The sequence below is a fragment of the Nocardioides sp. genome (genome assembly GCF_036401255.1).
GTDB lineage: Bacteria > Actinomycetota > Actinomycetes > Propionibacteriales > Nocardioidaceae > Nocardioides.
The window spans coordinates 1-11,379 of sequence record NZ_DASWVI010000433.1 but is presented as its reverse complement, the minus strand read 5'-3'; the positions used below and the strand labels follow the sequence as shown (position 1 = coordinate 11,379).

The following is an 11,379-nucleotide window of genomic DNA, read 5'->3' as shown; positions in this document are numbered from 1 at the left end:
GTCGGCTCGACCGGACCCGACACCGCGGTGGTGGACGGCGAGGTGGGGACCGAGGACGACGGCGAGGGGTCGGCGAACTTGGGCTCGGGGTCATCCCCCGAGCAGGCACCGAGTGCGAGCACGGGCACGAGAGCGAGTGCGGTGAGGGCCGTCCGAGACCGGTTCACGGATGCGATCATTCCCCGCTCGACGCAGAACCGAAACGGTCCGGCAGCGATCTGTGGATGACCTACGCCGCGCCGACCATCCGCAGTGCGAGCAGCCGGTAGTGCGCGGCGACCTCGTCGGGCGCCCAGCGGCCCTCGTCGCGGTACCACCGGGCGACGTCGATGCCGAGGGAGAGGATCGCGAGCGCGGTCATCCGCACGTCGGGAGTGGTGAAGACGCCGGCGGCGACGCCGCGCTCGAGCACGTCGCGCAGGACCACGTCGATGTCGTGGCGGATCGCCCGGATCTCGGCGAGGTGCTCGGCGGTCAGTGCCGAGAGCTCGTAGTTGATCACCCGCGCACCCGTGTGCTCCTCGGCGTGGTCGCGGACGAAGTCCTCCACGAGCTGCCCGAGCTGCTCGACCGGGTCCGACCACGGAGCGATCGACGCACGCACCATCTCGAGCACCCGCAGGTGACCGACGCGCGCCAGCTCGAAGAGCAGCTCCTCCTTGGAGCGGTGGTGGACGTACAGCGCGGCCGGGCTCATCCCGGCCGTGGTGGAGATGTCGCGCGTCGTGGTGCCGTGGAAGCCGCGCGCCGCGAACGCGTCCACCGCGGCGGTCGCGAGTCGAGTCCGGGCGTCGGGCACGGGGGTGGACGCGGTCATGGACCGCATGGTAAGCAAGCGCTTAGTCAGGAGCAAGCCACGACGCAGGAGGACACGTGCAAGGAATCGCCGGCAAGGTCGCAATCGTGACCGGAGCCAGCCGGGGCATCGGCCGGGGCATCGCCCAGCGGCTGGTCGACGAGGGTGCGAAGGTCTGCCTGACCGCGCGCAAGCCCGAGGCGCTCGAGGAGGCCGTCGCCAGCCTCGGCGGCGCCGAGCACGCGATCGCCGTCGCCGGCAAGGCCGACGACCCCGAGCACCGCGAGGACGCCGTACGCCGCACCATCGAGACGTTCGGCAGCCTCGACCTGCTCGTCAACAACGCCGGCATCAACCCGGTGCTCTCCAGCCTGATCGACCTCGACCTCGGCGCCGCGCGCAAGATCGTCGAGGTCAACGCGCTCGGCGCGCTCGCCTGGGCCCAGTCCGCGCACCGCGCCTGGATGGGCGAGCACGGCGGCGCGATCGTGAACATCTCCTCCGTGTCCGGGGTCAAGCCCGCCCCGGGCATCGCGATGTACGGCGCCTCCAAGGCGATGATGATCAGCCTCACCGAGTCGCTCGCGGTCGAGCTCGGCCCGACCGTCCGGGTCAACGCGGTCGCGCCCGCCGTGGTGAAGACGCAGTTCGCCGGACCGCTCTACGAGGGCCGCGAGGACGAGGTCGCCGCGGCGTACCCGCTCAAGCGCCTCGGGGTGCCCGAGGACATCGCCAGCGCCGTGACGTTCCTGCTCTCCGACGAAGCGTCGTGGGTGACCGGCCAGACGCTCACCCTCGACGGCGGTCTCACCCTCACCGGCGGGGTGTGATGCCCGGGCTGCTGGCCGGCCAGGGCGTCGTCGTCACCGGCGCCGGCCGGGGCATCGGCCGGGCCCTGGCGACCCGCGCCGCCGCCGAGGGCGCCCGGGTCGTCGTCAACGACCTCGACCCCGCCACGGCGCGGGCGGTCGCCGACGACATCGGTGGTACGCCGGTCGCGGGCGATGCGTCCTCCGCCGAGGGGGTCCGGGCGCTGGTCGACGCCGCCACCGACGCGCTGGGCCGCATCGACGTCTACTGCGCCAACGCCGGCATCGACGGCGGCGGCGGGGTCGACAGCCTGCAGACCTCCGACGAGCACTGGCAGCGCATGCTCGACGTCAACGTGATGGCCCACGTCCGCGCCGCGCGCCTCCTCGTCCCCGGGTGGCTGGAGACCGGCGGCGGCCGGTTCGTCGTCACCGCCTCGGCGGCGGGACTGCTCACGATGATCGGCAGCGCGCCGTACTCCGTGACCAAGCACGCCTCGGTCGGCTTCGCCGAGTGGCTCTCGGTGACGTACGGCCACCGGGGTGTCACCGTGCAGGCCATCTGCCCTCAGGGGGTGCGCACCCAGATGCTCGAGGACGCCGGGCCGTTGCAGGAGCTGCTCTCCCGCGACCAGGCGCTCGAGCCCGAGCAGGTCGCCGACGCCTGGATCGCCTCGCTCGCCGACGACCGCTTCCTGGTGCTCCCCCACCGGGAGGTCGCCGGCTACTACGTCGCGCGCGCCACCGACACCGACCGCTGGCTGGCCGGGATGCGCCGCCTCCAGCACAAGATCGACGAAGCAGGAGCACTGGGGTGAACGAGACTCCCGGACTGGACCTCGACGCCTTCCGACGCTGGTACGACGAGCAGCGGCCGGGTGAGATCGCCGGCGGGCTCAGCGGACAGCTGATCGCCGGCGGCAAGTCCAACCTGACCTACGAGGTCACCGACGGCACCTCGTGGTGGATCGTGCGCCGTCCGCCGCTCGGCCACGTGCAGGCGACGGCGCACGACATGGGCCGCGAGTACACCGCGATGTCCGCGCTGCGCGACACCGACGTCCCGGTGCCCACGACGTACGCCCACTGCGCCGACCCGGACGTGATCGGTGCGCCGTTCTACGTGATGGAGCGGGTGGTCGGCACCGCCTACCGGTCCGCGCGGGAGCTCGAGGCGCTCGGCGCGGAGCGCACGGCGAGCATCGCCCGGGAGATGGTCGACGTGCTCGCGCGGCTGCACACCGTCGACGCGGGCGCCGTCGGGCTCGGGGAGTTCGGCCGCCCCGCGGGCTTCCTGGAGCGACAGGTCCGGCGTTGGGGCCAGCAGCTGGCGGGGTCCAAGACCACCGACCGCCCGGAGGCCGACGAGCTGCACCGCCGGCTCACCGCGCGGGTGCCCGAGGACGACGGGGTGTGGGCCGGGATCGTGCACGGCGACTACCGCCTCGACAACCTGCTCACCGGCCCCGACGACCACATCAAGGCCGTCGTCGACTGGGAGATGGCCACGCTCGGCGACGTCCGCACCGACCTCGCGCTGCTGCTCGTCTACGACCGGCTGGCCGAGCTGCCGGCCGCTGGCCTGGTCTCCGACGTGAGCACAGCGCCCGGCTATCCCAACGGTGAGGAGCACCTCGCGCGGTACGCCGACATGCGTGGTCGTGACCTCGGGGACATGGGGTTCCACCTCGGGCTCGCGTACTTCAAGCTCGCGGTGATCCTCGAGGGCATCACCTACCGCTTCCAGCAGGGTGCCACGGTCGGCGAGGGGTTCGACCAGATCGGCGCCGGCTTCGACCCCCTGATCACAGCAGGGCTCGCCGCCCTCGGAGAGGACTGAGATGGACTTCGCACACGACGACACGACGACCGAGCTGATCGAGCGGCTCGAGCGCTTCATGGCGGAGCGGCTCGTGCCCTCCGCCCCGCTCTTCCACGAGCAGCTCGGACAGCTCGAGGACCGGTGGGCCTGGTCGGAGGTCCCGATCCTCGAGCAGCTGCAGGCCGAGGCCCGCGAGCTCGGGCTCTGGAACCTCTTCCTCCCCCACGAGCACGCCGACTCCCCCGGCCTGACCAACCTGCAGTACGCCCCCCTCGCCGAGATCACCGGCCGCCTGGGTCACCTCGCCCCGGCGGCGCTCAACTGCGCCGCCCCCGACACCGGCAACATGGAGGTGCTCTCGCTGTTCGGCACCGCCGAGCAGAAGGAGCGTTGGCTCCAGCCCCTGCTCGCCGGCGAGATCCGGTCGGCGTTCGCGATGACCGAGCCGGACGTCGCCTCCTCCGACGCGACCAACATCGAGACCCGCATCGAGCGCGACGGCGACGAGTACGTCATCAACGGCCGCAAGTGGTGGATCACCGGCGCGATGAACCCGCACGCCGAGATCTTCATCGTGATGGGCAAGACCGACCCGTCGGCGTCGCGTCACCGCCAGCAGAGCATGGTGCTCGTCCCCCGCGACACCCCCGGCGTCGAGGTCGTGCGCGGCCTGGAGGTGTTCGGGTACGACGACCACGAGCACGGTGGACACGCCGAGCTGGTGTTCCGCGACGTACGCGTCCCGGCCAGCAACCTGATCGGCGAGGAGGGGCTCGGCTTCGCGATCGCGCAGGCCCGCCTGGGCCCGGGCCGCATCCACCACTGCATGCGCGCGATCGGCATCGCCGAGTCGGCGATCGAGCTGATGTCGCGACGGGCCTCGTCCCGGGTCGCCTTCGGCCGGCCGCTCGCCGACCAGGGCGTGGTCCGCGGCTGGATCGCCGAGTCGCGGGTCAAGCTCGAGCAGCTGCGGCTGCTCGTGCTCAAGACCGCCTGGCTGATGGACACCGTCGGCAACCGCGGCGCCCACACCGAGATCCAGGCGATCAAGATCGCCACCCCCGAGACCGTGCAGTGGATCCTCGACAAGGCGATCCAGGTGCACGGCGGCGGCGGGCTCTCCCAGGACTTCCCGCTCGCGTACGCGTTCGCCCAGGTCCGCACGCTGCGGTTCGCCGACGGCCCCGACGAGGTGCACAAGAGCTCACTGGCCAAGGCCGAGATCGCCCGCTGGAAGGACTGACGCCGATGGATCTCAGCCTGTCCGAGGAGCAGCAGGCGTTCCGCGACCTGGCCCGGGAGTTCCTCGACCGCGAGGCGGTCCCGCACCGCACCGCCTGGGACCGCGCGGAGTCCGTCGACACCGCGATCATCCCCAAGCTGGCCGAGATCGGGTTCTTCGGCCTCACGATCCCCGAGGAGTACGGCGGGCTCGGCGGCGACTACCTCACCTACGTGCTCGGCATGGAGGAGCTCGGTCGTGCCGACTCCGCCCTGCGCGGCATCGTCTCGGTGTCCAACGGGCTGGTCGGCAAGTCGATCCTGGGCTTCGGCAGCGAGGAGCAGAAGCAGCGCTGGCTGCCCGGCATCGCCGACGCCAGCATCCTCGGCTGCTTCGGCCTCACCGAGCCCGACACCGGCTCCGACGCCGGCAACCTGTCCGCCCGGGCCCGCCGCGACGGCGACGACTGGGTGATCAGCGGACAGAAGCTGTTCATCACCAACGGCACCTGGGCCCACGTCGCGCTCGTGTTCGCGCGCACCGGCGGCCCGGGCCCGAAGGGCGTCAGCGCGTTCCTGGTCCCGACCGACACCCCCGGCTTCGAGGCCCGCGAGATCAAGGGCAAGCTCGGTCTGCGCGGCCAGGCCACCGCCGAGCTGTTCCTCTCCGACGTGCGGGTGCCCGCCGACGCGCTGCTCGGCGAGGAGGGCCAGGGCTTCAAGATCGCGATGACCACCCTCGACAAGGGCCGCGTCTCCGTGGCCGCCGGCTGCGTCGGCATCGTCCAGGGCTGCCTGGAGATCGCGCGAGAGTACGCCGTCACCCGCACCCAGTTCGGACGTCCGCTCGCGTCCTTCCAGCTGGTGCAGGAGCTGATCTCCGACCTCTCGGTCGACGCCGACGCCGCCCGACTGCTGGTGTGGCGCTGCGCCGACCTGATCGACCGGGGCGAGCCGTTCGGCACGGCAGCGTCCAAGGCCAAGCTCTACGCCTCGGAGGCCGCCGTGCGCGCCGCCGGCAACGCGATCCAGGTCTACGGCGGCGCGGGGTACGTCGACGAGCACCCGGCCGAGAAGTACCTCCGCGACGCCCGCGTGATGACGCTCTACGAGGGCACCAGCCAGATCCAGAAGCTGCTCATCGGCCGCGCCGAGACCGGCGTCAGCGCCTTCGTCTGACAGGAGAGCCATGCCCCTCGACCCCCAGCTCGCCGCCCTGCTCGCGTTCATCGGCTCGGCCGAGGCCGCCCCGATGGCCGAGGGCACCGTCGAGGACGCCCGGCGCGGCCTGCGCACGCTCAGCGTCGACCTGCGCGACCCGGCCGCGGTGCCCGGCGTACGCGCCGTCGAGGAGACGACGGTCCCGGGTGCCGACGGCGACCTGCCCGCCCGCGTCTACCGCCCTGACCTCGACGGCCCGCTGCCGACGATCGTGCTGCTCCACGGCGGCGGCTTCGTGATCGGCGACCTGGACACCCACGACCTCACCGCCCGCACGCTCGCCAACGGGTGTGCGGCGGTCGTGGTCTCGGTGGCCTACCGGCTCGCACCCGAGCACCCCTTCCCCGCCGCGCCCGAGGACGCCGTCGCGTCGGTGCGGTACGTCGCCGACCACCTCGCCGACCTCGGCGGCGACGACCGGGTCGCGGTCGCGGGCGACAGCGCCGGCGGCAACCTCTCCGCGGTCGTGGCCCAGGCGTTCCGCGACGAAGGCCGACCGCTCGCCGGCCAGCTGCTGATCTATCCCGTCACCGACATGGCCGGCAGCTATCCGTCGCACACCGAGAACGCCGAGGGCTACTTCCTCGACGCCGCCAGCATGGCGTGGTTCCAGCGGCAGTACACCGGCGACCGCACCGACCTCAGCGACCCGCGGCTCAGCCCGCTGCGTGGCGACCTCCACGGCCTGGCCCCCGCGGTGGTCGTCGTGGCGGAGTTCGACCCGCTGCGCGACGACGGGCTCGCGTACGCCGAGGCACTCGCCGGCGCCGGTGTGCCGGTCGAGGTCCGCACGTTCCCCGGCCTGATCCACGGCTTCGTCGACATGGGCCGCCACTCGACCGCGGCGCAGCGGGCACTCGACGAGACCTGCGCGCTGTTCCGAACGGTACTTCACGGCTGACCCCGTCAGACGCCCGAGTTGGTCAGCGTGGGCATGCCGTGCTCACGGAGCTGGGCCGGACGTTGATGAGCCTGGACGCACACCATGCGCGCTGCGAGCGCCACGAGCTCCCAGGGCATGTCGACGGCGAGGACGGGGATCTGGAAGTTGTCGGGCCGCGGCTTCGGATCCAGCCAGGCCACGAACTTGTGCATGACCGCCCGCTCGGACGACGAGGGCCGCAGGTCGAAACGGATCGCGGGCACCCACGGGTTGGACCTGGTGCTGCGGACCCGCTCGATGTCCTCCCACGGGACCTCGATGTCGTAGGACCAGCCCCGATAGATGATCGCGCGCGGAGTGAGGACGACCTCCCGCCCAGTCGCGAGCAGGCCTCGCACGCTGTCGGGGACGAGCAGCAGCGGCAGAGGGAGGAGGACCCACATCAGTGCCTTGCCCTCGGGCGACTCGAGCAGCAGCACGCCCGTGCCGAACATCATCGCCGTGCTCAGAGCCGTGCACAGCAGTGCCAGCGGGCGGTGGGGTCGCAGCCCGACGCGGATCGCGAAGCCCGAGGCATCCCAGGTCTCGCGGACCCGCTTGCCGAGGCTCCGGCGCCCGAACATGCTGAGGCGGAAGCTGGCGGCACCCGTCAGGAAGAAGCCGCCCAGCAGCAGAGCGCCCCACGCGCCGGTGCGGACGGCTGCGACCACGAAGGCGAGGCCCGCCACCGTGCTGACGACGATGAACAGCTGCATCCCGACCGCGTCACGCGCCTCTCTGCCCACGAACCGTGGATCGAGCCTCACGGCGCCTCCCGGTGGCCGGCGTCCTGCGGGGACGAGAGCACCTCGGCGGCGTAGTCGAGCAGCTCGGCACCCGGCTCAGGCTCCTCAGCCTCGTCGTCGCCGGGCTCGTCGTGCCCAAAGAGGAAGTGGTCCACGCCCTTGTCACCGAGCACGGAACCGAGCGCACCGCCGACGAATGCGGCGCCCCCGACGGTGACCGCACCGATGGCCGTGCCCGGTCCGGGCGCCCACGAGCCGGCGACAGCGCCGAGGCCGGCCGCGCCAACGACACCAGCAGCGAACCCTGCCCCTTGGGACACGACCGCCTGCTTGGTGGACTCGCCCGCCTGGATGTCGCTGTAGACGCCGTAGCCGGCCAACGCGCCGGAGAGCACGCCGAACCCGCCGCGCAGCTCGCGGGGCAGCTCGGGATGCTCGGCGGCGTCGTGCAGCGCCTGCGCGGCGTAGCGCTTCTCGATCCTCTCGTCGACGAGCTGGTCGAGCAGGAGCCGGTCACCGGGCCGTCCGAAGCGATCGAAGGCGCGCGCGAGGTCGTCGATCTGGCCGTCGAGCCGGCGCACCTCCGAGGCGTAGAACTCCGCCCTGCCCATCAGCCCTCGGGCCGTGACCAGCAGCAGTGCCCGCTCGGCCGCGGTCACCACCAGGTCGGCGGTCAGCCCCAGCAGCGTGCTCGACGAGAACTCGGCGAAGGCGGCGGCACGGTCGAGGGCGGTGTACCAGGCCTGCCGGTGCCGCCGCTCGCCGGCGAGCGCGGCGTTCCACGCCTCCTGCAGGCGGGTCGTCTCGAGGAGGTCGAGGCGCCACGCGTCGGGCGGCCACATGATCACGGTGCCCTCGACGTGCAGGCCGCCGGCAGCGGCGCTCGCGCGCACCTGCGCCATGCCGTCCTGGGCGAGGCACAACGCCTCCCCGAGTGCCTCGACCTCGGCCGCGGCCGCGCGTGCCTGCTCGGCGACACCGTCGCCCGCGGTGACGAGGGTCGCGGCCCGGCCGCCGAAGGCGTCGGCGGCCGCCCCCTGCCAGGAGCCGGCCAGCGAGGAGCGCTCGGCAGCGGTCCGGTCGGCGAGGTCCGTCGTGCGTGCGGCCAGGACGGTGCGCAGGTAGTCGCCCAGCGCGCGGAACGCGGCCGGGTCGCCCCGGACCTCGGTCTCGATCGTCCCGGTCATCGGTGGCCGACCTCGACGAAGCGGAGTGCCTGCTCGGCGTCCGTGGCGGCGAGGCCGGCGGACGCCACGCGGATCCCGAGGCCCAGCACCTTGCCCTCCGCGACCAGGCGCGCCGAGGTCTCCATGAGGCCGGCGAGCAGCACGGCGATCACCGCCTGAGCGTCGGCGAGGTCACCCGCGGGCACGGACCCACCCACGGCATCGAGGTCAGTCGCGGCCGACACGAGCGCTGCCTCGGCATCGCGCAGCGCGCTGTGGTCACACACCAGACCTGCGGTCGGTTCGGCAAGCATGGCAACCCCCCGAGTGAGTCGTTGGCTCCATGCTGCCCCGCGGAGGCGCCGACGAAAACTCGTCGTCCACAGGCCACCGGCGGCGCGATGATCAGCTGCCGATGGTGCCGATCGCGGTCCCGACCAGCAGCGCCAGCACGAAGGCGGCACCCCCGCGCAGCCCCGGCCGCCGGCCCGGCGCCGGGGGCAGGAGGCCGCACGGCCCGCCGAGGAGGAGGAACGCCACGACACCCACCGGCGCGGCCAGGAGCAGCAGCCAGAACCACGCCCATCGGGTGGCCCGCCACGGTGGCGGACCGCCCACGATCAGCATCAGGGTGCCGACCCAGACCACGGCGACCACGAGGGCGCACCAGCCCACCAGCCGCCACCCGAGGACCTCGATGCTGGCCCCGAGCTCGCGCCAGTGCGGCCGACGCTCGACCTCCAGGCCTGGGTCGAGTCCGCGGAGGTCCTGCACCACGTCGTACACGACCGGCAGTCCGTTGAGCCGGTCCCGGCGCAAGGGGTGCTGCTCGACCACCTGCGCCACGCGCCAGCCGGTCGCGGTGTGCCAGTGCACGTCCACGGTCACGTGACCGCGGAAGTCGCCACTGGAGCCCGACGACACGACCACGTGCTCGATGTCGCCACTCCGCACCGCGGTGCGCAGCGAGTCGTAGCTCGCCGTGCGCTCACCGCCGGCGACGGCCACGGCGGCCAGCAGCAGGCACGCGCCGAGCAGCCCCCAGCCGGCGACCCGGGCCGCCCACCATCCGACCGGCCGCGCACGGGACCTCCCCACCGCTGTGACCGCCGGCTCGTCGACCCCGTCGACCCCGTCGACCGTCCCCCGAGACTGCATGGCAGCAACCTAGACCGATCTTCGGGCCGGATGTCGAGAACCGCGCCGCGGCTCCGTCCCAGGGTCGAGCCGCCACGAGAGCGGCTATAACGGAACCCCCAGAAGGAGACACGACGATGGCGAAGTACCTGCTGCTCAAGCACTACCGCGGCGCGAAGCCCCTCGACTGCCCGCCGATCGACCAGTGGGCGCCGGCCGAGGTCGAGGCGCACATGGCGTTCATGACCGACGTCATCGACCAGCTGCGTGAGCGCGGCGAGTTCGTCGACGCCCAGGCGGTCGCACCCGAGGGCACGTTCGTGCGCTTCGACGGCGACGGCCGCCCACCGGTCACCGACGGGCCGTTCGCGGAGACCAAGGAGCTGGTCGCCGGCTGGGTGGTCATCGACGTCGACTCCCCCGAGCGGGCCTACGAGGCCGCGGCCCACCTCTCCTCGGCGCCGGGACCGGGCGGGGAGCCGATCCGGGAGTGGATCGAGGTCCGGCCGTTCATGGAGCTGCCCCCGACCGTGACCGAGTGACGGACCTGGCGATGGAGGCCCTGGTCCGGGACCTGGCACCTCAGGTCCTCGGCGTCCTCGTCCGTCGCGGAGCCGACTTCGCGACGGCGGAGGACGCCGTCCAGGAGGCGCTGGTCGAGGCGGTACGCCGCTGGCCCGACGCCCCGCCGGACGACCCGAAGGGGTGGCTGGTCACGGTCGCCTGGCGCAAGGTGATCGACGCCGGCCGGTCCGAGTCGGCACGGCGCGCCCGGGAGGAGCGGGCCCACGACGAGCCGCCGCCCGGGCCGGTGGCCGAGCAGGACGACACCCTTCTGCTGCTGTTCCTGTGCTGCCACCCGGCGCTCAGCGCGTCGTCGGCGGTCGCGCTGACGCTGCGCGCGGTCGGAGGGCTCACCACGCGGCAGATCGCCTCGGCGTACCTCGTGCCGGAGGCGACGATGGCCCAACGGATCAGCCGGGCCAAGCGGACCGTGGCCGAGGCGGGCGTCGGCGCCCCGGGCGACCTGCGACGGGTGCTCACCGTGCTGTACCTGGTGTTCAACGAGGGCTACTCCGGCGACGTCGACCTCGCCGCCGAGGCGATCCGGCTGACCCGGATGCTCGCGCGGGCCAGCGACGAGCCCGAGGTCGCCGGCCTGCTGGCGCTGATGCTGCTCCACCACGCGCGCCGTGCCGCGCGCTGGGACGAGCACGGTGCACTCGTGCCGCTCGCCGACCAGGACCGCGGTCGCTGGGACACCGCGCTGATCGCGGAGGGGGTGCAGATCCTCCAGGACGCGCTCGCCCGGGACCGGCTCGGGGAGTACCAGGCGCAGGCCGCGATCGCCGCACTGCACTGCGACGCCCCGAGCACCGAGGAGACCGACTGGGCGCAGATCCTGGAGTGGTACGACGAGCTGGTCGGCCTCACCGACTCACCGGTCGTCGCGCTCAACCGGGTGGTCGCGGTCGGCGAGGTCGACGGGCCCCTGGTCGGGCTGCGCGAGCTCGCGGCCGTCCCCGCGGACGTCCCCCG

13 protein-coding genes are annotated in these 11,379 nt (G+C 73.0%); 8 read left to right on the top strand and 5 right to left on the bottom strand.

Translation table 11 applies throughout. From position 1 onward, the window contains the following. Positions 1 to 229: 229 nt before the first annotated feature. A complete protein-coding gene (locus tag VGD85_RS19875) occupies positions 230 to 817 on the bottom strand; it encodes a TetR/AcrR family transcriptional regulator (protein WP_331065163.1) in 588 nt (195 codons plus the stop codon). Between the two features lie 56 nt (positions 818 to 873). Here VGD85_RS19875 and VGD85_RS19870 point away from each other — a divergent pair, with 56 nt between their 5' ends. From VGD85_RS19870 to VGD85_RS19845, 6 genes are read left to right on the top strand one after another with little or no spacing between them, the layout of a single operon-like run. Then, positions 874 to 1,626: an SDR family oxidoreductase gene (locus VGD85_RS19870; protein WP_331065162.1), complete on the top strand. Its 753-nt coding sequence runs from the start codon at positions 874 to 876 to the stop codon at positions 1,624 to 1,626. Then, complete coding sequence (locus VGD85_RS19865; protein WP_331065161.1) at positions 1,626 to 2,423, top strand: SDR family oxidoreductase; 798 nt, start codon at positions 1,626 to 1,628, stop codon at positions 2,421 to 2,423. Before VGD85_RS19870 ends, VGD85_RS19865 begins: the two co-directional genes overlap by 1 nt. Next, positions 2,420 to 3,445 (top strand): phosphotransferase family protein, encoded by a 1,026-nt coding sequence (locus VGD85_RS19860; RefSeq protein WP_331065160.1) that lies wholly within the window; start codon positions 2,420 to 2,422, stop codon positions 3,443 to 3,445. Before VGD85_RS19865 ends, VGD85_RS19860 begins: the two co-directional genes overlap by 4 nt. A 1-nt stretch (position 3,446) precedes the next feature. Continuing rightward, positions 3,447 to 4,670, top strand: coding sequence for an acyl-CoA dehydrogenase family protein (locus tag VGD85_RS19855; protein WP_331065159.1), 1,224 nt, complete (start codon positions 3,447 to 3,449; stop codon positions 4,668 to 4,670). 5 nt (positions 4,671 to 4,675) lie between these two features. Next, on the top strand, positions 4,676 to 5,827 hold the full coding sequence (locus VGD85_RS19850; RefSeq protein WP_331065158.1) for an acyl-CoA dehydrogenase family protein: 1,152 nt from the start codon (positions 4,676 to 4,678) through the stop codon (positions 5,825 to 5,827). A gap of 10 nt (positions 5,828 to 5,837) precedes the next feature. After that, entirely contained in the window at positions 5,838 to 6,770 is a 933-nt protein-coding gene (locus VGD85_RS19845; protein ID WP_331065157.1) for an alpha/beta hydrolase, read from the top strand. Between the two features lie 5 nt (positions 6,771 to 6,775). Here the strand turns inward: VGD85_RS19845 and VGD85_RS19840 are convergent, their stop codons facing one another. The 4 genes from VGD85_RS19840 to VGD85_RS19825 all read right to left on the bottom strand — a co-directional run bounded on the left by VGD85_RS19840 (position 6,776) and on the right by VGD85_RS19825 (position 9,861). Continuing rightward, positions 6,776 to 7,507, bottom strand: a complete 732-nt coding sequence (locus tag VGD85_RS19840) for a PH domain-containing protein (protein ID WP_331065156.1) — start codon at positions 7,505 to 7,507, stop codon at positions 6,776 to 6,778. A gap of 47 nt (positions 7,508 to 7,554) precedes the next feature. Further along, on the bottom strand, positions 7,555 to 8,724 hold the full coding sequence (locus VGD85_RS19835) for a hypothetical protein (RefSeq protein WP_331065155.1): 1,170 nt from the start codon (positions 8,722 to 8,724) through the stop codon (positions 7,555 to 7,557). Then, complete coding sequence (locus VGD85_RS19830) at positions 8,721 to 8,990, bottom strand: hypothetical protein (protein WP_331065154.1); 270 nt, start codon at positions 8,988 to 8,990, stop codon at positions 8,721 to 8,723. The genes VGD85_RS19835 and VGD85_RS19830 overlap by 4 nt, the downstream gene beginning before the upstream one ends. Positions 8,991 to 9,108: 118 nt before the next feature. Next, positions 9,109 to 9,861 carry a hypothetical protein gene (locus VGD85_RS19825; RefSeq protein WP_331065153.1) on the bottom strand — a complete coding sequence of 251 codons (753 nt, stop codon included), beginning with the start codon at positions 9,859 to 9,861 and terminating at the stop codon, positions 9,109 to 9,111. Positions 9,862 to 9,977: 116 nt separating this feature from the next. Between VGD85_RS19825 and VGD85_RS19820 the strand changes: the two genes are divergently transcribed. Together VGD85_RS19820 and VGD85_RS19815 are read left to right on the top strand one after the other, a co-directional pair. Further along, entirely contained in the window at positions 9,978 to 10,382 is a 405-nt protein-coding gene (locus VGD85_RS19820) for a YciI family protein (RefSeq protein ID WP_331065152.1), read from the top strand. After that, positions 10,379 to 11,379 (top strand): RNA polymerase sigma factor (locus tag VGD85_RS19815; protein ID WP_331065151.1); only part of this gene is annotated, 1,001 nt, incomplete at its 3' end. The genes VGD85_RS19820 and VGD85_RS19815, both read left to right, overlap by 4 nt.

What these genes read in the sequence shown, in the direction of transcription:
- VGD85_RS19875 (WP_331065163.1), bottom strand. Translation starts at nt 817, where the DNA reads ATGACCGCGTCCACCCCCGTGCCCGACGCCCGGACTCGACTCGCGACC.
- VGD85_RS19865 (WP_331065161.1), top strand. Translation starts at nt 1,626, where the DNA reads ATGCCCGGGCTGCTGGCCGGCCAGGGCGTCGTCGTCACCGGCGCCGGC.
- VGD85_RS19855 (WP_331065159.1), top strand. Translation starts at nt 3,447, where the DNA reads ATGGACTTCGCACACGACGACACGACGACCGAGCTGATCGAGCGGCTC.
- VGD85_RS19850 (WP_331065158.1), top strand. Translation starts at nt 4,676, where the DNA reads ATGGATCTCAGCCTGTCCGAGGAGCAGCAGGCGTTCCGCGACCTGGCC.
- VGD85_RS19845 (WP_331065157.1), top strand. Translation starts at nt 5,838, where the DNA reads ATGCCCCTCGACCCCCAGCTCGCCGCCCTGCTCGCGTTCATCGGCTCG.
- VGD85_RS19840 (WP_331065156.1), bottom strand. Translation starts at nt 7,507, where the DNA reads ATGCAGCTGTTCATCGTCGTCAGCACGGTGGCGGGCCTCGCCTTCGTG.
- VGD85_RS19835 (WP_331065155.1), bottom strand. Translation starts at nt 8,724, where the DNA reads ATGACCGGGACGATCGAGACCGAGGTCCGGGGCGACCCGGCCGCGTTC.
- VGD85_RS19825 (WP_331065153.1), bottom strand. Translation starts at nt 9,861, where the DNA reads ATGCAGTCTCGGGGGACGGTCGACGGGGTCGACGGGGTCGACGAGCCG.
- VGD85_RS19820 (WP_331065152.1), top strand. Translation starts at nt 9,978, where the DNA reads ATGGCGAAGTACCTGCTGCTCAAGCACTACCGCGGCGCGAAGCCCCTC.